At 70.1% G+C, this 24,883-nt stretch carries 5 protein-coding genes; all 5 read left to right on the forward strand.

Translation table 11 applies throughout. The features are described 5' to 3' along the window. Positions 1-6: 6 nt before the first annotated feature. On the forward strand, positions 7-1,623 hold the full coding sequence (locus AK36_RS28215; RefSeq protein WP_045579760.1) for an MBL fold metallo-hydrolase: 1,617 nt from the start codon (positions 7-9) through the stop codon (positions 1,621-1,623). Then, on the forward strand, positions 1,611-5,534 hold the full coding sequence (locus AK36_RS28220; RefSeq protein WP_045579761.1) for a non-ribosomal peptide synthetase: 3,924 nt from the start codon (positions 1,611-1,613) through the stop codon (positions 5,532-5,534). Before AK36_RS28215 ends, AK36_RS28220 begins: the two co-directional genes overlap by 13 nt. A 38-nt stretch (positions 5,535-5,572) precedes the next feature. Beyond that, entirely contained in the window at positions 5,573-14,629 is a 9,057-nt protein-coding gene (locus tag AK36_RS28225; protein WP_045579762.1) for a non-ribosomal peptide synthetase, read from the forward strand. Positions 14,630-14,716: 87 nt separating this feature from the next. Beyond that, on the forward strand, positions 14,717-24,226 hold the full coding sequence (locus tag AK36_RS28230) for a non-ribosomal peptide synthetase (RefSeq protein ID WP_045579763.1): 9,510 nt from the start codon (positions 14,717-14,719) through the stop codon (positions 24,224-24,226). Continuing rightward, complete coding sequence (locus AK36_RS28235) at positions 24,223-24,879, forward strand: glycosyltransferase family 25 protein (RefSeq protein WP_045579764.1); 657 nt, start codon at positions 24,223-24,225, stop codon at positions 24,877-24,879. Before AK36_RS28230 ends, AK36_RS28235 begins: the two co-directional genes overlap by 4 nt. Positions 24,880-24,883: the final 4 nt, after the last annotated feature.

Here is a 24,883-nt window from a genome sequence, read left to right on the forward strand (position 1 = left end):
CCTTCGTTGACCATTTCGTCCAACACGCAGGTCTACCTGCGACAGAACATCCAGTTCGAACCGTTGATCAACAGCTGGTACGCGTGGTTCCACACGCTGCCGCCGCTGACCGCCGCGCTCAACGTGGCTGAGCGGTTCCTGCCGCTGCTGAAGTCGTACGCCGCATCGCCGCTGATGCATGCGGCCGCGTGCAAGGACCCCGCGATGCGCGGCGGCCCGTTCCTCGATCTGGACGGCAAGCGCATCGACGAGATCCGCGCGCTGATCGAGCAGACCGAGCGCCGCGCGACCCGGCAGCTGGAGCTGGCGAAGGCCTACAAGGCGTTCGCCGCGCTGCTGCTGGACCAGGCGAAGGGAATGGCCTCGGACCCGCTCTATCGCGCGCTTCCCGACGTGTTGAAGGGTTACGTCGAGATCTATTACGACCTGAATCACAACCCGTCGTTCCGGATCTTCGAAAGCCTGCTGTACGCGAGCCCGTTCTACGCGCGCGATGCGCAGAGCATCGCGCTGTCGGCGATCGAGGAACACACGCCGCGGCCGTTCATCCTCAGCACGCCGCGGCTCGGCGACGAGCGCACGCTGTTCCGCGACATGGCGTTCGACGAGCCCGCGCTCGACGCGCTGTTCCGCATGCGCGAGACGCCCGCCAGCTACGCGAAGATCGTCGACCTGATGCGCGTGGAGGAACGCGACGAGCCGCTGTTCCGCTCGTTCTTCGTCGAGGAGGCGCCGGCGCCGAAGCCGGACCGCTCGTTCGACGGCGACGACGTCCGGATCCACTACTACGGCCATGCGTGCCTGCTGATCCAGAGCCGCGGCGTGAGCATCCTGATCGACCCGGCGATCAGCTACGGCTACGACACCGCGCTGCCGCGCTATACGTTCGCGGACCTGCCGGACCAGATCGACTACGTGCTCATCACGCACAGCCATCACGACCACATCGTGCTCGAAACGCTGCTGCAGCTTCGCCACAAGATCAAGACCGTGGTGGTCGGCAGGAACCTCGACGGCTTTCCGCAGGATCCGTCGCTGCAACTGGCGTTGCGCCAGCTCGGCTTCGCCGACGTGCTCGAAGTCCGCGACGCGCAGGAGATCCCGCTGCCCGGCGGCGCCATCACGGCCATTCCGTTCCTCGGCGAACACAACGACCTCGCGATCCAGAGCAAGCAGAGCTTCATGATTCGCTTCGGCTCGCGCTCGGCGCTGTGCATCGCCGATTCGTGCAACCTCGATCTGTGCCTCTACGAGCACGTGTTCCGGCTGGTCGGCAAGCCCGACACGCTGTTCGTCGGGATGGAGACCGAAGGCGCGCCGCCGTCGTGGGTCTACGGCCCGCTGTTTCCGCACGCGCTGCCGCGCGACATCGACCAGTCGCGCCGCGCGCGCGGCTGCCAGTTCGGCGAGGCCGCCGCACTGGTGGACGACTTCGCGTTCAACGCGGCGTACGTCTATGCGATGGGTCAGGAGCCGTGGCTGAACCATCTGCTCGACAACACCTTCGACGAAAACTCGCCCAGCCACGTCCAGTCCACGCAATTCGTCGCGCACTGCAAGGCCAAGGGCATCGCGTCGGAAATCCTGTACGGGACGAGGGAGATCGTGCTTTGTCAGAACTGAATCTCAATGCGCTGTCGACCAGCGGGCAATACCGGGAACACGCGGCGTTCTGGCGCGACGCGCTCGGCCGCAGCGCCGAGGACTTCCGGCTGCAGCAGGCGTGGCAAGCCTATGCACTGCCGCTCGGCCCCGCGCCGGAACTGACGTACGCGCTCGACGGCGACGCGTCGCTCACGCTCGACAAGCTCGCCGCCGGCAACGAGCTCGGCGCGTTCGTCGTGCTGCTGGCTGCGCTGTTCCGCGTGCTGGCCCGTTACGGCGACACGTCCGCGGCGTTCGTCGAGACCCCGGGCCTCGTCGCCGCGGCCGCACGCGATCTGACCGATCCGCTGCCGCTGTTCGACGCGATCGAGCCCGGCCCGACGGTTCGCGCGTATCTGAACCAGCTGCGCGACACGGTGCAGCGCAGCTATTCGTATCAGGATTTTCCGGTGGCCGCGCTCGCGCACCAGCTGCACGGCGAACGGCGCACGACCAACGTCGGCGTGCGCTTCGACGGGCTTCACGAAGCGTGGGCGGCGGCGGACTACGACCTGTCGATCGAGATCAGACGCCGCGCGGGCTACGAGATCGTGCTGACGGGCCGGCCAACGGTGTTCACGCTGCACTATCTGCGGCACCTCGCACGCCATCTGGGCAACGTCGTGGCCGGCTTCGGCGCGCTGGACGCGCCGCTCGACACCGTGTCGCTGCTCGACGACGCCGAGCGCGCGCGCCTGCGTGCGCATGCGGCGCCCGTCGCGGTCCGGGGCACCTTCCTCGAACAGTTCGCGCAGCGGGTCGCCGCCGCGCCGGACAGCATCGCCGTCGCGAGCGCCGAGGCGTCGCTGACCTATGCCGAACTCGACGACCAGGCGTCCCGGCTCGCGCAGTTCCTGCGCGCCGAATACGCGATCGAACGCGGCGACGTGGTGGGCGTCGTGGCCGACCGTTCGGTCCGCTGGATCGTCGGTCTGCTCGGCGCGCTGAAGGCCGGCGCGGTCTATCTGCCGCTGGACCCGGAGTTTCCGCCGGAGCGGCTGCGCTTCATGATCGACGACGCGAAGGTCAAAGCGCTGCTGACGCAATCGGAACATCTGTCCCTGCTCGCCGACTTCTGGGCGATTCCGATGTTCGCGCTCGACTTCCAGCTCGACACGCTCGAGCCCGCACCGGAACCGGCGCAGGCCGACGTGCGGCCCGACGATGCGGCGTACGTCATCTACACGTCCGGCTCGACGGGCGTACCGAAGGGCGTCGTGCTCGAACACGCCGGGCTGCTGAACATGGCGCGGTACCACGTGGACGCGTTCGGCTTCGACGCTGACGACCGCTTCGTCCAGTTCTACTCGCCCGGGTTCGACGGCTCGATCATGGAGATCTTCGTCACGCTGCTTGCGCGCGCGCGTCTGGTGCTGGCGAAACCGAGCGTGATCCGCGACGTGCCGCGTTTCGTCGAATACGTCGCGCAGCAGCGCGTCACCACCATCAACGCGACGCCGGCCTATCTCGCCGCGCTCGACTGGCGCGCGCTCGACACCGTGAAACGCGTGATCAGCGCGGGCGACGCCGCGCGCGCGGCCGAGCTGCGCGAGCTGGCGCGTACCCGCATCTGCCACAACTCGTACGGCCCCACCGAGGCGACCGTCTGTATCGCCGACTACGTGGTCGATCCCGCGATCGCGTACGGCAGCCGTCTGCCGGTCGGCCGCCCGATCAGCAATACGCACCTGTACCTGCTCGACGAGCACGGCGCGCTCGCGCCCGACGGCTGCACGGGCGAGGTCTGCGTGTCGGGCGTCGCGCTGGCGCGCGGCTATCTCGGCCGCGACGACCTGACGGCCGCCGCGTTCGTCGCGCATCCGTTCGAACCCGGCGAGCGCCTGTATCGCACCGGCGACCTCGGCGTGTGGCTGCCGGACGGCAACCTGGAAATCACCGGCCGCCGCGACACGCAGGTGAAAATCCGCGGCTACCGCATCGAGATCGGCGAGATCGAAGCGGCGCTGCGGCAGCATCCCGACGTCGCGGACGCGATCGTGTTCGTGCGCGAGGACGCCGCGCAGCACAAGCAGCTGATGGCCTGCGTCGCCCCGGCGACGGCGAGCGCCGCGAGCCTGCGCGAGCACTTGAGGGCACATCTGCCCGCCTTCATGGTGCCCGCGTCGATCGTGGCGCTGGAACGCCTGCCCGTGACGCCGAACGGCAAGCCCGATCGCAACGCACTTGCCGCGCTCGACGCGCTGGACGCCTCGCCGGGGCCGGCCGACGCCGCGTACGCCGCGCCGACCAACGACGTCGAAGCGCGGCTGGGCAGGATCTGGTCGGATGTGCTCGGCCGCGCGCCGATCGGCGTGCACGACAATTTCTTCGAGCTGGGCGGCGACTCGATCCTGCTCATCCAGGTGATGTCGCTCGCGCAGCAGGTCGGCCTCAAATTCACCGCCGACCAGTTCTTCGCGCATCCGACCATTGCGGGCCTCGCGCAGGTCGTCGTCGATGCGCCGCCGCTGCGCGCCGCGCAGGAGCCGGTGGTCGGGCCGGCGCCGCTGACGCCGATCCAGCACTGGTTCTTCGCGCAGGACGTGGCCGACCCGCACCACTACAACCAGTCGACGATGATCGAAGTGCCGGCGACGTTGCGGCCCGACGTGCTGCAGCGCGCGCTGACGGCCGTCGCGACGCACCACGACGCGCTTCGGCTCGGCTTCGAGTGCGTGGCCGGCGCGTGGCGGCAAACGCATGCGGCGGCGCCGCTCGCGATTCCGCTCGGCGTCACGTCGCTGGCCGGCGCGCCGGCCGCCGCCCGCCACGCCGCAATGCTCGACACGGCCACGCACATGCAGCAGGGCTTCGCGCTGTCGTCGCCGCCGCTGCTGCGCGCGCATCTGTTCCAGTTCGAACCGGACGCGCCGCAACGCCTGCTCGTCGTCGCTCACCATCTGGTCATCGACGGCGTGTCGTGGCGCGTGCTGTTCGAGGATCTGTACGCGGCGTGCCGGCAGCTCGATGCCGGCGAAGCGGTGGCGCTGCCGCCGAAGACGACGTCGTGGCTCGACTGGTCGACCCGCGTCGCCGCGCTCGGCGCACAGGGGCTCGACGGGCTCGACTACTGGCTGCAGCGGAACGTCGACGCGCTGGCGTGCTTCGACGACATGCCGGTCGGCACCGTCGCCGACGCCGGCACGGCCGTCGTCGAGCTCGACCCGCAGCACACGCTCGCGCTGTTGCAGGACGTGCCGCGCGCGTTCAACACGCAGGTGAACGAAGTCCTGCTGACGGCCCTGCTGCTCGCGTTCGGCGACTGGGCCGGCACCGCGTCGCTGGTCGTCGATCTCGAAGGCCACGGCCGCGAGGCGCTGTTCGACGGCGTCGACACGTCGCGCACGATCGGCTGGTTCACCGCGCACTATCCGGTGTACCTCGACGCCGGCGACGCGACCGGGGCCGTCGAGGCGCTGCGCGCCGTCAAGGAGCAGCTGCGCGCCGTGCCGCTGCGCGGGCTGCCCTACGGCATCGCGCGCTACCTCGGCCGCGACCCGCGCGTCGCGGCCGCGCTGGAGCGGCAGCCGCCGGCGCCGGTGCGCTTCAACTATCTCGGTCAGGTCGATCGCGTGCTGGGCGACGACACCGACTGGAAGCCGGTGCTCGATTTCCAGAGCCCCGAACACAGCCCGCGCGCACGGCGCGGCCATCTGTTCGAAATCGACGGGATGGTGTTCGACGGGCGCCTGCGCCTCACCTGGCACTACAACGGCGCGAGCTGCGCGCCGGACGTCGTCGAGCGGCTCACGCAGTGCTACCGCAGCCGCCTGCTGTCGATCGTCGCGGCCGCCCGCGACGGACAGCACGGGCTCAGCCCGTCGGACTTTCCGGCTGCGCGCATCAGCCAGGACGCGCTGGACGCCCTCGTCTCAAGGATCAAATCGTGACATCCCCGACCATCGCCGATATCTACGAGCTCTCCCCGATGCAGGCGGCGATGCTGTTTCATGCCGTGCACGCGCCCGGCTCGCGAAGCAGCTTCAACCAGCTCAGTTGCCGGATCGCCGGCAGCCTCGATCCTGCGTCGTTTCATGCCGCATGGCAGCAGCTCGTCGATCGGCATCCGGTGCTGCGCACGTCGTTCCATTGGGAGGAAGTCGACAAGCCGATGCAGGTCGTGCATGCGCACGCCACGCTGCCGTGGGTGCAGGACGACTGGCGCGAGGTGCCGGAGCGCGAACAGCGCGCGCGCTGGAGCGCGCATCTCGAGGCGGATCTGGCCGAGGGCTTCGCGCTCGATCGCGCGCCGCTCGTGCGCTGCCGCCTGGTGCGCATCGCCGACGATGTCCATCTGTTCAGCTGGAGCCACCATCACATCCTCGCCGACGGCTGGTGCCTGTCGCTCGTCATCGAGGAGATCTTCCACGTCTACGGTGCGCTGCTGCGCGGCGCGCCGCCCGCGCTCGCGCCGGTGCGCCCGTATCGCGACTATATCCAGTTGCTTCAGCAGGGCGACCCGCAGGCCGCGCAGCAATACTGGAAGCGCTATCTGGAAGGGTTCCGCTCGCCTACCCCGCTGCCGAACGCGGCGCGCGCCGGCGCGAGCGAGCGCTTCGGCCAGGGTCTCGCACAGGTGCAGGCCGACCTGTCGGCCGATCTCAGCGCGCGCTTGCGGCAGTTCGCGGCGCGTCATCACATCACGCTGAACACGCTCGCGCAGGCGGCCTGGGCGCTCGTGCTGTCGCGTTACAGCGGCGAGACCGACGTGGTGTTCGGCGCGGTCGTGTCCGGGCGCGGCGTCAATCTGCCGGGCATCGAAACCATGCTCGGCCTGTTCATCAACACGGTGCCGGTGCGCGTGCGCGTCGATCCGCGGCAGCCGCTGGTGCCGTGGCTGAAGATGATCCAGGCCCGTGTGGCCGCCCGCGCGCCGTTCGAGCACACGCCGCTGCCCGACATCCAGCGCTGCAGCGACGTGCCGGCGGCGACGCCGCTGTTCGAGAGCAACGTCACCTTCATGAACTACCCGCTCGACGCGTCGCTCACGCACGGCGCGCACGGGCTGGCCGTCGACGAGGTGCAGCTCTACAACCGCGCCGACATTCCGCTCGAGTTCGTGGTGACGGCCCGCGACGACTGGAAGATGGAGCTGTCGTTCGACCCGCGTCGCTTCGACGAAGACGCGATGCAGCGCATGCTCGGCCACGTGGCCGCGACGCTCGACGCGTTCGCGGCCGATCCGGGCCGGCTGCTCGGCCGCGTGCCGATCCTGCCCGACGCCGAACGGCATCGGTTGCAGGACGTGTTCAACGACACCGCCGTGCCGTTCGACGCCGCGCGCACCGTGGTGCACCGTCTGGAGCAGGCGGCCGCCGAGCATCCCGAGCGGCCGATGGTCGAGTACCGCGACGGCGTGCTGAGCGCCGCCGAACTGAACGCCCGCGCGAACCGCACCGCGCGCATCCTGCTGGCCGCCGCCGAGCTCGGGCCCGACACGCTGGTCGCGATCTGCATGCAGCGGTCGGCGCGACTGATGGAGGCGATCCTCGCCGTCTGGAAATGCGGCGCCGCGTACGTGCCGATCGACCCCGACTATCCGGCGGCCCGCATCCGCACCATCCTCGAAGACTCCGGCGCGGCGCTGGTGATCACCTGCGACGGCCTCCTTCCGCCTGAGCTGACCGCAATCGCGCCGGTCGTGTCGCTCGACGCGGACGGCGGCGACGTCGATGCCGACGACAGCAACCTCGGCCGCCCGGTGTCGTCCGACGGCCTCGCCTACGTGATCTACACGTCCGGCTCGACCGGCAAGCCGAAAGGCGCGATGGTCGAGCACGCCGGCATGCTGAACCACATGCTCGCCGAGATCGACGCGCTGTCGATCACGGCGTCGTCGGTGATTGCCCAGACGGCGCCGCATTGCTTCGACATTTCGGTCTGGCAGTTCTTCACGGCGCCGCTCGTCGGCGGCAGGACCGTGATCGTCGACGACGACTGCATCCGCGATCCCGCGCGTTTCGTCGACTATCTGGAAGCCGCCCGCGTCAGCATCCTGGAACTGGTGCCGTCGTATCTGTCGGCCGTGCTCGACCGCGCGTCGGAACGGCCGGCGTCGATGCGGCATCTGCAGGAACTGCTCGTCACGGGCGAGATGGTGAGCCCCGCGCTGGTGAAACGGTGGTTCGACCTGTTCCCGGACATCGCGCTGTCGAACGCCTACGGCCCGGCCGAAGCGTCGGACGACGTCGCGCAGCACCGCATGACCAGTGCGCCGACCACGCCGTACGTGCCGGTCGGCAAGCCGCTGCGCAACGTGCGCCTGTACGTCGTCGACGCCCAGATGAACCTGTGCCCGATCGGGATCCCCGGCGAAGTGTGCGTATCGGGCGTCGCGGTCGGGCGCGGCTATCTGAACGACGAAGCCGCCACGCGCGAGGTGTTCGTCGAGGACCCGTTCCGTCCGCAGCGCGGCGTGCGCCTGTACCGCACGCGCGACATCGGCAGCTATCTGCCCGACGGCACGCTGGTGCTGCACGGCCGCAGCGACCACCAGCTGAAGATCCGCGGCTACCGGATCGAGCTCGGGGAGATCGACAACGCGCTGGCCGCGATTCCGGAGATCCGCCAGGCGGCCGCGCTCGACTATCGCGACGAGAACGGTCGCGCCGCGCTGTGCGCGTATGTCGCGTTCCGCGACGGCGCGTCGCTCGGCGACGCCGAGATCGCCGCGGCGCTGTCCGCCACGCTGCCGGCCTACATGGTTCCCGGCGTCTACGTGGTGCTCGACGCGCTGCCGCTCAGCGGCAACGGCAAGATCGACCGCAAGGCGCTGCCCGCGCCGGACCGGTCGCGGCGGTCCGCCGTCGCCGACGCGCCGACGCCGCCCCGCACGCGCACCGAGACGCTGCTGTGCGGCATCTGGGCCGAAGCGCTCGGCATCGCCTCGCCCGGCATCCACGACAACTTCTTCGCGCTCGGCGGCGATTCGATCCTCAGCATGCGCATCGTGTCGCTGGCGGCCCGGGCCGGCCTGAAGATCACGACGCGGCTGGTGTTCCAGCATCCGACCGTCGCCGAGCTCGCCGCCGTGGCCACGCTCGGCACAGCGGCCGCCGCGCAGTTCGTCGCGTCGTCCGGCCCGCTGCCGCTGACGCCGATCCAGCAGCGCTTCTTCGCGCAGCGCAAGACCGATGCGGATCAGTACAACCAGGCCGTGCTGCTCGACGTGCCGGCGGACCTCGACCCGCAGCTGCTGCGTCAGGCGCTGCGGCACGCGGTGCGATGGCACGACGCGCTGCGGCTGCGCTTTCGCGCAGGCGAAGCCGGCTGGCTTCAGGAAGTCGTCGACGATCAGGAGGTGCCGGTCGGCGTGTTCGACGTTGTGCGCGACGAGCTCGCGCAGCACGTCGCGCAGTCGCATGCGAGCCTGAATCTCGCGCACGGCCCCGTCGTGCGTGCGGATCTGCTGCGCCTCGATGGCGGCCGCTCGCTGCGTCTGCTGCTGATTGCCCATCATCTGGTGGTCGACGGCGTGTCGTGGGGCGCGCTGCTCGAAACCGTGTACGACGCCTATACGCGGCTGCGCAACGGCAAGGCGCCGGAATTCGCCGGCGGCAGCGCGACCTGGACCGCATGGACGCAGGCGAGATCGGCGTGGGCCGGCTCCGGCTCCGGCGCCGCCGACGCCGATCTCGCCCATTGGCAGGCCGTCGCGCGCGGCGCGCAGCCGGGGCTGCCGGTCGATCGCGCCGCGCCGGCCGCCGCCAATACCGTGTCGTCCGCCGAGACGATCGTCGTCGAACTCGGCGAGGCCGCCACCGCGGCGTTGCTCGGCGCCGCGCCGCGCGCCTACGACGCGCAGATCAACGACCTGCTGCTGGCGGCGCTCGCGCGCGCGGTCGGCGACTGGAGCGGCTGCGCCGACGTGCTGGTCGATCTCGAAGCGCACGGGCGCGAGGAGCTGATCGACGCGCTCGACATCTCGCGCACGGTGGGCTGGTTCACGTCGATCTTCCCGGTCGTGCTGAGCGCCGATGCCGGTGTGCGCGATCCGGCGCGACTGGTGGCGTCGGTCAAGGCGCGACTGCGTGCGGTGCCGAATGGCGGCATCGGCTACGGCCTGCTGCAGGACCGCCTCGACGGCCCGCTGCCGCAGCCGGCGCTGCTGTTCAACTACCTGGGCCAGACCGACCAGCTGTTCGCCGCCGCACGCGACTGGCAGCCGGCCGCGGAGCCGAGCGGCGACGGCCGCCATCCGGACCAGCTGCGCGAGCACCTGCTCGACGTGAACGCGTACGTCGCGGGCAATCGCCTGCACGTTGCATGGGAATTCAGCCGCGCATGCCACGACGCCGACACGATTCGGCGCGTCGCGCATGCGTACGTCGCGGCGCTCGAGGCGCTGGTCGCCGCACATGCCGCGTCGCCCGCGCTGTCGGCGTCGGCGCCGGCAGCGCTCGCCGCCGACGAGATCGCCGACGTCTACGCGCTGACGCCGACCCAGCAGGGCATGCTGTTCCACGGCCTGTTCGAACCCGAGTCGGATGCGTACTTCAGCAGCCTGAATTTCCGGATCGACGGCGCGCTCGACGCCACACGCTTCCGCCGCGCATGGGAGACGGTCGCGCAGCGACACGACGTCCTGCGAACCTCGTTTCACTGGGAAGAAACCGAAAGTCCCGTGCAGGTCGTGCATCGCCGGATCGACTTGCCGTGGCACGACGAGGATCTGCGCGCGGCATCCGCCGCGGACGCGCACCGGCGCTGGGACGCCTACGTGGCGCAGGACCGGGCGCGCGGCTTCGACTTCACGCAGGCGCCGCTGTTCCGCCTCGCGCTGTTCCGCCTCGGCGATCAGGCATGGCGGTTCCACTGGAGCCATCACCACATCCTGCTCGACGGGTGGAGCTCGGCGCGGCTGCTGAGCGAAGTGGCCGCCGCGTATCAGGCAGCGGCCGACGTCGCGCCGCCACCGGCCTTCGGCGATTACGTGCGCTGGCTCGCAAGTCAGGACACCGCTGCCGCCGAACGCTTCTGGCAGGCGAAACTGGCCGATTTCCCGGCGACCACGCCGCTCGTACTGGGCCAGCCGGAACTCGACGGCACGGCCGCGCCGGGCGCCTATGTCGAAGAGCCGTTGCTGCTGTCGGAGCACGACACGCAGCGGCTGGTCGCGTTCGCGCGAGCCAGCCGGATCACCCTCAACACCCTCGCGCAGGGCGCGTGGGCGCAGTTGCTGAGCCGCTACAGCGGCGAATCGGACGTCGTGTTCGGCACGATCGTGTCCGGTCGCCCGGCGTCGCTGCCGGCGTCGGACGAGATGGTCGGGCTGTTCATCAACACGCTGCCGGTGCGGGTGCAAATCGACGCGCGTCCGACCTCCGCATGGCTCGCCCAGCTGCAGGCGGATCTCGCGCAGCAGGACGAATATGCGCACCATCCGCTCGCCGACATCCAGAAATTCGCCGGACTGCCGCCCGGCGTGCCGCTGTTCGAAAGCCTGCTGATCTTCCAGAACTATCCGGTCGAGAAGGCGCTGGCCGATGCGCTGCCGGGCCTGCGGATCGGCGCATTCGACGTGTCCGATCCGAACAACTACCCGCTCACGCTGGTCGTGACGCCGGGCAAGCGCCTGTCGCTGCAGGCGCTGTACGACGACGGGCGGTTCGATCGCGACACGATCGTGCGGCTGCTGCGCCATGTCGAAACGCTGCTCGTCGGCCTGGCCGGCGCGCAGGATCGCCCGAACCGCAGCATCCCGCTCCTCGCCGCCGCCGAGCGCGACGCGCTCCTGCACGGCTGGAACGATACCGGCGCGCCCGTTCCGGCCGACCGCACGCTGCCCGAACTGATCGACGCCGTCGCAGCCGCCCACCCGGACCGGATTGCGGTGCGCTGCGGCACGGAGGTGCGCACCTACGGCGAGCTGGTCGAACGCGCGGAGCGGATCGCCGCCCGTCTGATGCGGGCCGCGCCGCTGCGCGCGGACGACCGGATCGCCGTGTGGATGCCGCGCTCGCCGCTGATGCTCGAGACGATCCTCGCCATCTGGAAATGCGGCGCGGCATACGTGCCGGTCGATCCGGCCTATCCGGCCCAGCGCGTCGAGACGATCCTGACGCTGGCGCGCCCTTCGATCATCGTCGGCGCCGACCGTCGGCCGCCGGTCGCGCTCGCGTCGGTGCCGCTCGTCGACCCCGCGCATGCCGCGCACCGCGACGGCGACGGCGACGCGCCGCCGCGCACGCCGCGCGCCGGCCCGGCGGACCTCGCCTACGTGATCTTCACGTCTGGTTCGACCGGGCAGCCGAAGGGCGCGATGGTCGAGCATCGCGGCATGCTCAATCACGTGCTCGCGATGGCGCGCCGAGTCGGGCTCGGCGCGCACGGCGCGGTGGCGCAGACCGCGTCGCACTGCTCCGACATTTCGGTGTGGCAGTGCTTCGCGGCGCTGGCGTCGGGCGGCACGACGGTGATCTATCCCGACGACGTCATTCTCGAGCCCGCGCGCCTGATCGACTGCCTCCGTCGCGACCGCATCACGGCGATGCAATTCGTGCCGTCGTATCTCGCGACCTTCGTCGAAGAGCTGGAACAGCACGCCGAGCCGGCCTTCCCTGACCTCGACACGCTGCTGACGATCGGCGAAACCTTGCAGCCTGCCACCGCGCAGGCGTGGTTCCGGCTGAATCCGGCCGTGCGGCTCATCAACGCATATGGCCCGACCGAAGCGTCGGACTCCGTCGCGCACTACGCCATGACGCACGCGCCGGCGCTGCGGGCCATCCCGATCGGCCGGCCGATCGAGAACCTGCGCCTCTACGTCGTGGACGCCGACATGAATCCGTGCCCGGTCGGCGCCAAGGGCGAAATCTGCATCGGCGGCGTGGGCGTCGGGCGCGGCTATCTGTTCGACGAAGCGCGCACGCAGGCGGTGTTCCGCGACGATCCGTTCAGCCCGGAACCCGGCGCACGCCTGTATCGCACCGGCGACATCGGCTGCTTCGGGGCCGACGGCAATCTCCACTTCTTCGGCCGCCGCGACTTCCAGGTCAAGATCCGCGGCTACCGGATCGAGCTCGGCGAAATCGAAGCCGCGCTGACCGGCCTCGCCGGCATCTCGAACGCGGTCGTCGTCGCGCGCGACACGCAGGACGCGGGCAAGACGCTGTGCGCGTACGCCGCGTATGCGGCCGGCGCGGCGGGTGCATCGGGTGCATCGGACGCCGGCTGGACGCCCCAGCGCGTGCGCGACGCGCTGCGCGAGCAATTGCCCGCGCACATGGTGCCCGACGCGGTGGTGCTGCTGCCGGCCCTGCCGGTGATGCCGAACGGCAAGATCAACCGCGCGGCGCTGCCGCTGCCGGAAGCCGCTGCGGCGCCGGCCGGCGCGCCCGCCGACGCGCAGACGCCGGTGGAAGCGGCGCTGCTGCGGATCTTCGCCGACGTGCTCGGCCACCGGCCGACCGGCGTCGACGACGACTTCTTCGAGCATGGCGGCCAAAGCCTGAAGGCGATCCAGATGGTCAGCCGGATCCGCCGCGAACTGAAACTGAACGTCGCGGTGGCCGACATCTTCCATGCGCCGTCGCCGCGCGCCCTCGCGCGCAAGCTCGCCTCGTCGCCCGCGGACGACGCCGCCGCCGACGCGCTCATCCCGGCACTCGCCGCGCAAGCGTCGTATCCGGTATCCCGCGCACAGAAGCGCATCTGGCTCGCGAGCCGCAGCGCGGCCCCGTCGACCTACAACATGGCGGGCGCGCTGCAGCTGGACGGCGCCGTCGACACCGCGCGCCTCGTCGCCGCGTTCGACCGGCTGGTCGATCGCCACGAGAGCCTGCGCACGGTGTTCGCGATGAGCGAAGGCGAGCTGCGCCAACGCATCCTGAGCCGCGACGCGTCGGGGTTCCGCGTCGAGCACGCGACGCTCGCGACCGACGCCGGGCCGGACGCGATCGATGCGCTGATTCGCGCGGAAAGCGAGCAGCCGTTCGATCTCGCCACGGGGCCGCTGCTGCGCGTCAGGCTGGTGAGGCTGTCGCCGGCCCGGCACCTGCTCCTGCTGAACATGCACCACGTGATCTCCGATGCGTGGTCGATCCGCGTGCTGACCGACGATCTGCAGGCGCTCTACGACGGGCGCGCGCTGCCGCCGCTGTCGATCCAGTACCGCGACTACGCCGCGTGGCACAACGCGAGCGTCGCCGGCCCGCGCGCGGCCGCGCATCGCGCGTACTGGCTCCAGCAACTGGCGCCGCCGCTGCCGCGCCTGCAACTGGCGGCGGATTTTCCGCGGCCCGAACGGCTCGGCCATGCGGGGCAGACGCTCGAAGTCGCGCTGTCGCAGCCTCAGGCGGACGGCCTCGGGGCCCTCGCCCGCGCGCACCGCACGTCGCTCTACACGGTGCTGCTCGCGTCGTTCTGCGTGTTGATGCACCGCTACACGGGGCGCGAGGACATCGTCATCGGCAGCGTGTCCGCGGGACGCGACCGCGAGCAGCTCGAGCCGCAGATCGGCCCGTACCTGAACACCGTCGTGCTGCGCGTTCCGGTGCGCAACACCGCGACCGTCGCCGACGTGATCGACGCCGTCGCGCAGGCGTCGACGCAGGCGCTCGAGCACGCGTCCTATCCGTTCGACGCGCTGCTCGACGATCTGAAAATCCGCACGCCGGCCAACCATTCGCCGGTCTTCGACATTCAGGCGAACCACGTGTCGATGCCGGCGCCGCAGTCCGGCCTGCGCATCACCGACGTTTCGCCGCCCGACACGACCGCGAAGTTCGATCTGTCGTTCCAGGTCGTCGAAAGCGCGGGCACGCACCTGATCCAGTTCATCTACAACACGCACCTGTTCCGCGCCGCGACCATCGCCGCGATGCGCGACCGGCTGCTCGCGATCCACGACGCGTTCCGTCGCGATCCGGCCATGCCGATCGATCGCATCGCGCTCTCCTCTGATGCGCCCGCGGGCGGCGAGCGCGTGCGGGTCGGCCTGCGCCTGAAGCGCACGGCCGACGCCGCGATCGAGGAGAAGACCTGATGCGCGCCGTCCGTGGCGACCGCGGCGCGCGTCATGCGCGCGGCCGCGGGTCGTTCCAGCTAAACAAATCGTCTCAAGGAGTGTCCTGTGCAAGACAATAACGTGCTGGTCACCGACCATCGCTATGCGCATACCGCGCGTTTCTGGCGCGAAAGCCTGTCCCAGGTTGCCGGCGTCTATCGGATCGCACCGCACGGACCGGGCCGCCAGCCCGCGCGCCGGCTGTCGCGCACGGTGCCGCTCACGCGCGCGTCGGTCGACGTGCTGCGGCGCATCGGCGACGGCGAGCTCGGCGAGTTCGCGGTCGCGGCGGCGGGCATCGCGTTTCTGCTGTGGAAGTACTTCAGAATCCCCGTGACGGTGCTCGGCACGCCGGGCCTCGCCGCGCAGCCGTCGGCGCGCGCCGCCGCCATTCCGCTGATCATCGAGGTCCGTCCCGACGAGCGCGTCGACGACTATCTGGCGCGCGTGGCCGCGATCGTCGAAGACAGCTACGCCGCGCCCCATTTCCCGCTCGACACGCTGGTGCGCAACGAAAAGGACATGGACGTCGCGCAGCTCACGCGCGTCGTGCTCGCGGACGATCGCGTCCACCAAGCGCCGACCCTGCGCGACGACGACCTGCAGCTTCAGCTGCAGCTCGCGCGCGGCGAGATCGAGCTGCACCATAGCGACGCGATCGAGCCGTTCGTCATCGACGGTTTCGCGAACAGCCTCGGCGCCGTGCTGGAGGCATTCGAACGCCTCGACGCGGCGGTCGGCGACATCGTCGCGAGCACGCCGGCGGAGCGCCGGCTGCTGGCATCCTTCAACGAAACCGCGACGGCCGGGCCGCGCCACCCGACGGTCGTCGAGATGTTCGAGGCGCAGGTCGCCCGCACGCCCGCGGCGCCGGCCCTCGTCACGGACACGTCGCTGATGAGCTACGCGGATCTGAACGCGCGCGCCAACAGCCTCGCGCATCGCTTGCGCGAGGATCACGGCGTCGGGCCGGAAGCGCTGGTCGGCGTCATGTTCGACCGCTCCGAATGGATGATCGTCGCGATCCTCGGCATCCTGAAGGCCGGTGCGGCGTTCGTGCCGCTGGACCCAGCGTATCCGGCCGAACGGATCGATCACATCCTCGCCGACACGGGCCTCGCGCTGCTGCTGACGCACTCTGACCAGCTCGCGCAGTGGTACGAATTCTCCGGCGCGACGCTGCTGCTGGATCAGGAGCTGCCCGGCTGGACGCCGCTGCCGGACAATCCGCCGTGCCGCGCGGAGCCGGCGCAGCTCGCCTACGTGATCTACACGTCCGGCTCGACCGGCAAACCGAAAGGCTGCCTGCTCGAACACCGCAATCTGGCCCACTACATCGGCTGGGCCGCCGGCTACTACTTCCCGGAAAGCACGACCGGCAGCTTCGGGCTGTACAGCTCGCTGTGCTTCGACTTCACGCTGACCAACATCTTCTGCCCGCTGGTGCGCGGCAAGACGCTGCGCATCTATCCGCAGTCGGAGAGCATCGACACCATCCTGGCCCGCATGTTCCAGCCCGGCAGCGGCGTCGACACGCTCAAGCTCACGCCGACCCACATTCACCTGCTGGAATACATGAACCTCGGGCGCTCGGGCGTGCGCAAGGTGATCGTCGGCGGCGAGGAGCTCACGCCGCAGCACATCGCGACGCTGCGCAAGATCGACCCCGCGATCGAGATCTACAACGAGTACGGTCCGACCGAAGCGACGGTCGGCTGCATCGTCGAGCGCGTCGACGACGTGCCGTCCACGGTGCTGATCGGCCGGCCGATCGCGAACACGCGCGTGTACATCGTCGACGATGCGCTGCGCCCGGTTCCGCTCGGCGTGCCGGGGGAAATCTGCATCGCCGGCGCCGGCCTCGCGCGCGGCTATCACCAGCGTCCCGACGTCACCGCCGCGAAGTTCGTCGAGCAGCCGTATCCCGACGAACCGCGCATCTACCGGACCGGCGACATCGGCCGATGGCTGCCCGACGGACGGATCCAGTGCTACGGACGCGTCGACGACCAGGTCAAGATCCGCGGCCACCGCATCGAGCTGGGCGAGGTCGAGGCCGCGATCGCCGCGCACGAGGAGGTCGTCGGCGCGGCGGTCATCGTGCGCGAGTCCGCGCACGGCGCCCGCAAGCTGGCCGCCTACGTCAAGGGTTCCGCGAACCTGAGCATGGCGGACCTGCGCGCCTTCCTGGCCGCGAAGCTGCCCGACTATATGGTGCCGTCCGACCTCGTCCCGATCGCCGAATTTCCGCTCAACGCGAACGGCAAGCTGGATCGCCCGGCCTTGCTCGCGCTGACGCCCGCCGCCGCACCCGACGATGCCGCCGTCGACGCCGACGCCACGCCGATTCAGCTCGAGCTGTTGCGGATCTGGCGCGATGTGCTCGACAACCCGGCCGTCGATCTCGCCGGCCGCTTCTTCGACTACGGCGGCGATTCGCTGCAGGCCATGCAGCTGGTGTCGCGCATATGGAGCAGCTTCGCGGTGGAGATCGGCATCGACGCGATCTTCGAGCTCCAGACCATCGGCGCCGTGTCCGACCTGATCGAGGCGTCGTCGCCGCGCGCCGGTTCGACGGCCGGCAGCATCGTGCCGCGCCCGCGCGCCGGCGACCTGCCGCTGTCCTTTCCGCAGCAGCGCCTGTGGTTCCTCGCGCAACTCGAAGGACCGTCGTCGACCTACAACGTCTCGAGCGCGCTGCGCTTCGAGGGCGAGCTGGACGTCGAGCGGCTGCGCGCCGCCGTGTCGGAGATCTGCCGGCGTCACGAGATCCTGCGCACGACCTTTCCGGCCGTCGACGGTCTCGGGGTCCAGCGCATCGCGCCGCCCGCATCGGTCGCGCTCGACGTCGTCGACGTCGCGAGCGAAGCCGATGCGCTCGAACGGCTCGCGCAGCAGGCCGACCGGCCGTTCGATCTCGCCGCCGGGCCGCTCCATCGCGTCGCGCTGTATCGCGTGCATGCGCGGCTGCACGTCTTCGGCATCGTGATGCATCACATCGTCTCCGACGCGTGGTCGTCGGGCATTCTGCTCGGCGAACTGGCCGCGCTCTACGCCGGGCGCTCGCTGCCGGAACTGGCCGTCCAGTACGCCGATTACGCGGTGTGGCAGCACGAGCGTCTCGCATCCGCCGACACGCATCGCGAGCTTGCGCTGCTGAGCGCCGCGCTCGCCGATGCGCCGGACGTGATCGCATTGCCGACCGACCGCCCGCGGCCGGCGATCCAGCAGTTTCGCGGCGCGGTGCTGCCGTTCCAGCTCGACCGCGATCGCGCCGGCGGCCTGCGCGCGCTCGCGCGCGCGTCCGGCACCAGCACCTACATGGTCGTGCTCGCCGCGTATGCGCTGCTGCTGTCGCGCTACAGCAACCAGCAGGACCTCGTGATCGGCTCGCCGATCGCCAATCGGCGCTCCAGCATGACCGAGCCGCTGATCGGCTTCTTCGCGAACATGCTCGCGCTGCGCGTGGACCTGTCGGGCAACCCGAGCTTCGGCGAACTGCTCGCACGCGTGAAGCGCGTCGCGCTCGACGCCTACAGCCGTCAGGAGATTCCGTTCGAGCAGGTGGTGGACGCGCTCGCGCTCGAACGCGACCTGAGCCGCACGCCGGTGTTCCAGGTCGTGTTCGCGTACGAGAAGGCGCAGCCCGACGCGCTGAACTTTCCCGGCCTCGTGACCACGCTGGTGCAGGTGGAGAGCCACACGTCGAAGTTCGATCTCACGCTGCACGTCGAGGATGCCGACGACGGCCTCGCGGGCGCGATCGAATACAACCTGGACCTGTTCGACGCCAGCACGATCGAGCGGATGGCCGCGCACTTCCGCACGCTGCTCGATGCAGTGATCGCCGCGCCGGACCGGCCGCTCGGCGAGTTGCCGCTGACGAGCGACGCCGAGCGCGCTTTGGTGACCGTCGAATGGAACCGCACCGACGTCGACTTCGGCGACGCGGCCGCGCAACCGCTGCATCGGCTGTTCGAGCAACAGGTCGAGCGCACGCCCGATGCCGTCGCTGCCGTCTATGACGGCGCGGCCCTCACCTACGCCGAACTCAACGCTCGCGCCAACCGCCTCGCGCACCGGCTCATCGCGCTCGGCGTCGCGCCCGATACGCTCGTCGGCGTCGCGATGGAGCGTTCGCTCGACATGATCGTCGCGTTGCTTGCGGTCCTGAAGGCCGGTGGCGCATACGTGCCGGTCGACCCCGACTATCCGGCCGAACGCGTGCGCTTCATGATCGACCACGCGCAGTTGCGCTGGCTGCTCACGCAGCAGCATCTGCTCGCCGCGCTGCCAGATACCGGCGCACGCACGATCGTCGTCGATCGCGATACGTCCGAGTTCGACGCCGCGCTCACGTCCAACCCGGCGCTGGACCTGAGCAACGACAACCTCGCGTACATGATCTACACGTCGGGTTCGACCGGCCGGCCGAAGGGCGCGCTCAATACCCATCGCGCGATCGTCAACCGCATTCTGTGGATGCAGCACGCGTATGCGCTCGACACCGACGATGCCGTGCTGCAGAAAACCCCGTTCAGCTTCGACGTGTCGGTGTGGGAGTTCTTCTGGCCGCTCGTCACCGGCGCGCGCCTCGTGTTCGCGCGCCCAGGCGGGCAGCGCGAGACCGACTATCTGGTCGAACTGATCGAGCGCGAGCGGATCACCACGCTGCATTTCGTGCCGTCGATGTTGCGTGCGTTCCTCGATCATTCGCAACTCGACGCGCACTGCGCGTCGCTGCGCCGCGTCGTGTGCAGCGGCGAAGCGTTGCCCTACGACCTCCAGCAGCGTTGCTTCGAGCGCCTGGATGTCAAGCTGTACAACCTGTACGGCCCCACCGAGGCCGCGGTCGACGTGACCGCGTGGGAATGCCGGCGCGACGACCCGCAGCGCATCGTGCCGATCGGCCGGCCGATTGCGAACACGCGCATCTACATCGTCGACGCACAGCTGCAGCCCACGCCGATCGGCGTGCCCGGCGAGTTGCTGATCGGCGGTACGCCGGTGGGCCGTGGCTATTACAACGAGCCGGATCTGAGCGCCGAGAAGTTCATCGCCGATCCGTTCTCCGACGACCCGCACGCGCGCCTCTACCGCACCGGCGACCTCGCGCGCTACCGCCCCGACGGCAACATCGAGTTCCTCGGCCGCATCGATCATCAGATCAAGCTGCGCGGCCTGCGCATCGAGCCCGGCGAAATCGAGGCCGTGCTGCGCACCCATCCGGCGGTCGACGACTGCGTCGTGATCGCGAAAACCGAGGACGCGCGAACCTTCCTGATCGCATACGTCGCGACCGCTTCCCGGGACATCGCCGGCCTGCGCGACCATCTGCGCGGCAAGCTCGCGGACTACATGGTGCCGTCGCAATTCGTCGCGCTGGCGTCGTTGCCGCTGCTGCCGAACGGCAAGATCAACCGCAAGGCGCTGCCGGTTCCGGCGGCGGCCGACGATGCGGCGCGGCCATACGCGCCGGCCGTCACGCCGCGGGAAATGCTGCTCGCGTCGATCTGGCAGCAGGTACTGCAACTGCCGTCCGTCGGCATTCACGACAATTTCTTCGAGCTCGGCGGCGATTCGATTCTCAGCATCCAGGTCATCGCGCGCGCGAACCGGGCCGGGCTGCGCGTGACGGCGCAGCAGCTGTTCCAGTACCAGACGATCGCGCAACTGGCCGCCGCGCCCGACGCGCACGCCGTGCCCGCGCCGGCGGCGAGCCCGCTCGGCGATGCGCCGCTGACGCCTGTACAGCACTGGTTCTTCGAACAGGACGTCGACATGCCGTCGCACTACAACCAGACGGTCCTGATCGAGGTGCCGGCCGACCTCGACGCCGCGCGGCTCGCGGATGCGTTCCGGCAGGTCTGCGAACATCACGACGCGTTGCGCACGCGCTTCTCGCGCGGCGCGGACGGCTGGACTCAGGAAGTGCTCGGCAGCGGCGCGATGCCCGCCATCTTCGCGGCGCAGACCGTCGCAGGCGACGCCGCCGAGCGCCTCACGGCGATGCGCGCGGCGGCCGCCGACGCGCAGCGCGGCATCGACATCGTGCACGGCCCGCTGCTCGCGGCGCGGCTGTTCCGCGCGGCCGGCGAGCCGCTCGCCCGCCTGTTCGTGGCGATCCATCACCTCGCGGTGGACGGCGTGTCGTGGCGCGTGCTCGTCGAGGATCTGCATGCCGCGTACCACGGCCGGCCGTTGCCCGAGAAGACGACGTCGTTCCGCGAATGGGCGCTGCATCTGCAGCAACTGGCCGGCTCGCAAGCGATTGCCGACGAAGCCCCGACGTGGCAGGCGCTGCTCGCGCAGCCCGTCGAGCCGATGCCGGTCGACTATCCGGCCGCGGGCGCTCACAACGCGGTCGGCGATGCGGCGTCCGTGTCGTTCGAGCTGGACGAAGCCGCCACCACGGCGTTGCTGCGCCGGCTGCCGCGCGCGTACGACACGCGCATCAACGACGTGCTGCTGGTCGCGCTCGCGCAAGCGTGCAGCATGGCGACCGGCAACGTCCGCACCCGGATCGACCTCGAGAGCCACGGCCGCCACGTGGCCGATGCGGCGCTGGACCTCAGCCGCACGGTGGGCTGGTTCACGTCGATCCATCCGGTCGTGCTCGAAGTCGACGCGATGCAGGCGCCGGGCGACGCGCTGCGTGCCGCGCGGCAGCAACTGCGGCGCATCCCGGCCGACGGCCTCGGCTATGCGCTGCTGCGCTACCTGAGCCCCGACGCCGCCGTGCGCGCGAGCCTCGCCGCGCTGCCGAAGGCCGACATCCTGTTCAACTATCACGGCCAGCTCGATACGGTATTGCAGCAGTCCGACGACTGGCGGCCGGCAGGCGAGGATCTCGGTGCGCTGCGCGCCGAGCGCTCGCAGCGCACGCACGCGTTCGAGATCGTCGCCGCCGTTGCCGACGGCAAGCTGCAGGTCGACTGGCATTACGGAGAGCGGCTTCACCGTCGGCAGACGGTCGAGAACCTGGCCGCGCACTTCAAGGACCGGCTGCTCGACTTCGCGGCATCGGTGCGCGACACCGCGTGGGACGGCGTCGACGACAGCTATCCGCTGTCGTCGCTGCAGCAGGGCATTCTGTTCCATTCGCTGTACGACCTCGACCCGGCCGCCTATTTCCAGCAGTTCAGCTTCGTCGTCAGCGGGCCGCTGCAGGTGCCGGCGCTGCGGCAGGCGTGGGCCAACGCGATGGCGCGCCATCCGGTGCTGCGCACCGCGTTCGCCTGGGCCGACCGCGAACGCCCGGTCCAGACCGTGCTGCATACGGTCGACCTGCCGTGGAGCTTCGTCGACTGGCGACACCGCGACGCGACGCGCCGCGCGCAGGACTTCGACGCGTTCCTCGCCGACGACCGGCAGCGCGGCTTCGATCTGCGCCGTGCGCCATTGTTCCGCTGCACGCTGATCCAGGAAACCGACACGCGCCATCGCTTCTGCTGGAGCGCGCACCACATCATCCTCGACGGCTGGAGCACCGCGATCCTGATGAAGGAGGTGTTCGACGACTACCTGTCGCTCGCCCGCAGCGGCGCGCCGGTCGCCGTCGCGCCGGTGCCCGGCTACCGCGCGTACCTCGACTGGCTCGCGCGCCATCCGCGCGCGGCCGACGAGCGCTGGTGGCGCGCCGAACTCGCAGGCTTCCGGGCCGCGACGCCGATCGCGGGCAGCGCCGCGCAGCCGGCGGCCGGCGACGCCGCGCGGCGCGACACGCTGCGCAAACAGCAGTTCGTGCTCGACGACGCGCTGACGGCGCGGCTGCAAGCGCTGCTGCGGACCCATCGCGTCACGCTGAACGTGCTGATCCGCGCAGCCTGGGCGCTGGTGCTGTGGCGCCGCGCGGCGACCGACGACGTCGTGTTCGGCGTCACCGTGTCGGGCCGCCCGCCGGCGCTCGAGGGCGTCGAGTCGATCGTCGGGCTGTTCATCAACACGCTGCCGCTGCGCGTGCGCATCGCGCCGGAGCGCCCGTTCGTCGACTGGCTGGCGGCGCTGCACGCCGCACAGGCCGCGATGGAGCCGCATTCGTACAGCTCGCTGGTCGATATCCAGTCGTGGAGCGAGCTGCCCGCCGGCGACAGCCTGTTCGACAGCCTGCTGGTGTTCGAGAACTTCCCGGTGGCCGCGGCCCCGGATCTCGGGCCGGACGAAATCGAGATTCTCGACGTCCGCGCGTTCGCCGAATCGAACTACCCGCTGACGCTGACCGTGCATCCGAACGAGCGCATCGGCTTCGAGCTCTCGCACGATGCACGCCGCGTCGCGCCCGAGGTCGTGCGGCAGATGCTCGACACGCTGCGCGCGTTGCTGGAGCGATTCGCCGACGACCCGCTGCAACTGACCGGCCAGCTCGTCGATGCGGCGAGCGCCGCCGGCCGGCCGGGCACGCCGCACGGCGCGCCGGGGCACGCCGCGCCGGCCGTCGAGCCTGCCGCCGACGCGGCCGCGACCGCGCGGGCCGTCGTTGCGCCGTCGGCCGACGAGCGCACGTTGCTGGAGATCTGGCAGCGGATCTTCAAGCGCGACGACATCGCGGTCACGGACAACTATTTCGATCTCGGCGGCCATTCGATCATCGCGATCCAGCTGATGGCGAACGTCGAGAAGGCGTTCGCGCGCCGGCTGCCGATTTCCTGTCTGTTCGAGAATCCGACGATCGAGAAAATGGCGGCGGCGCTCGCGACCCAGGCGACGTCGGCGCGCACGGACGTGCTCGTGCCGATCCGCGACGGCGGCCCCGCGGCGCCGCTGTTCCTGCTGCCGGGCGCGGGCGGCAACGTGGTCTACTTCCATCCGCTCGCGCACCATGTGAGCGCGGCCCACGCCGTGTACGGGCTCGAAGCGCTCGGCCTCGACGGCTCGTGTGAGCCGCTCACTCACGTGGAAGACATTGCGGCCCGCCATGTCGAACGCATCTGGCCGCTGGTGGGCGCCGGGCCGTACTACCTCGCCGGCCATTCGTTCGGCGCGCACGTGGCGCTCGAGATGAGCCGGCAGCTCGTCGCCAAGGGCGCGGTCGTGAAACTGCTGGCGATCTTCGACGCGTCCGCGCCGGTCGACAGCACGGCCGCCGCCTACTGGCACGACTGGGACGACACCGACTGGCTCGTCGCGATCGCGCACGAAATCGGCACCTTCCTCGGCGCCGATCTTCAGGTGACGCGCGACGACCTCGTCGCGCTCGATCCCGACGGCCAGGCGGGCCTGATTCTCGCGCGGATCGGCGCTCGCGGCAGCTGGTTCGCGGACGCCGACTCCGACCGGCTGCGCGCCTATCTGCGCGTCTATCAGGCCAACTTCAAGTCGCGCTACGCGCCGCAGGCCGAGCCGCTGCCGGTGCCGATCGCGCTGTTGCGCAGCGTCGAGCACGACCCCGGCGACCACGCCCCGTCGCCGGAGATCGCCCAGCTCCGTCTGGACCCGACCTGGGGATGGTCGCGCTTCTCGACGCTGCCGGTAGCCGTGATGGACGTCCCCGGCGACCACCTGACCATGCTGCTCGATCCGCATGCCGGCGCCGTCGCTGCCCATCTCAACCCGTTCCTGGAAAAAACGCCCTCATGAAATCGACCGCGACGATCGACAACACCTTTGCCCGCAAGGTCTGCATCAACCTCGACCGGCGCCCCGACCGCTGGGAAGCGATGCAGCGCAAATTCGCGAAACAGGACATCCGCACCGTCGAACGGCTGTCCGCCGTCGATGCCAGACAGATCAGCGTGCCGGCCTCGCTGAGCCACATGCGGCCACAGGATTACGGCTGCACGATGAGCCATCTCGCCGCCGTGACACAGGCGAAGGCCGCCGGCGCGAGCGAAGTCCTGATCTTCGAGGACGACGCGTTCTTCGCCCCCGAGTTCGCGGAGCGCTTCCCCGAGTTCATCGCGCAGGTGCCGCAGGACTGGCACATGCTGTTCCTGGGCGCCTACCACTTCACGCCGCCGATTCCCGTCGCGCCGAACGTCGTGAAGGCCGTGGAGACGCTGACCGCGCACGCCTACGTCGTCAGGGACTCGCTGTACGACGCGTTCATTGCGATCAACGAACGGCCGCCCGCGATCAACGACCGCAACAACCTCGTGCTGCAGAAGACCTTCAACTGCTACTGCTTCGAGCCGAACCTGGTCGGACAGGAGTCCGGCTACTCCGACATCATGGAAGAGGTCATGCCGGAGAAGCCGCTGGCCTATTCGCTGCCGATTCCCGACGGCTGGTGAGCGC

Source organism: Burkholderia vietnamiensis LMG 10929, assembly GCF_000959445.1.
Lineage (GTDB): Bacteria > Pseudomonadota > Gammaproteobacteria > Burkholderiales > Burkholderiaceae > Burkholderia > Burkholderia vietnamiensis.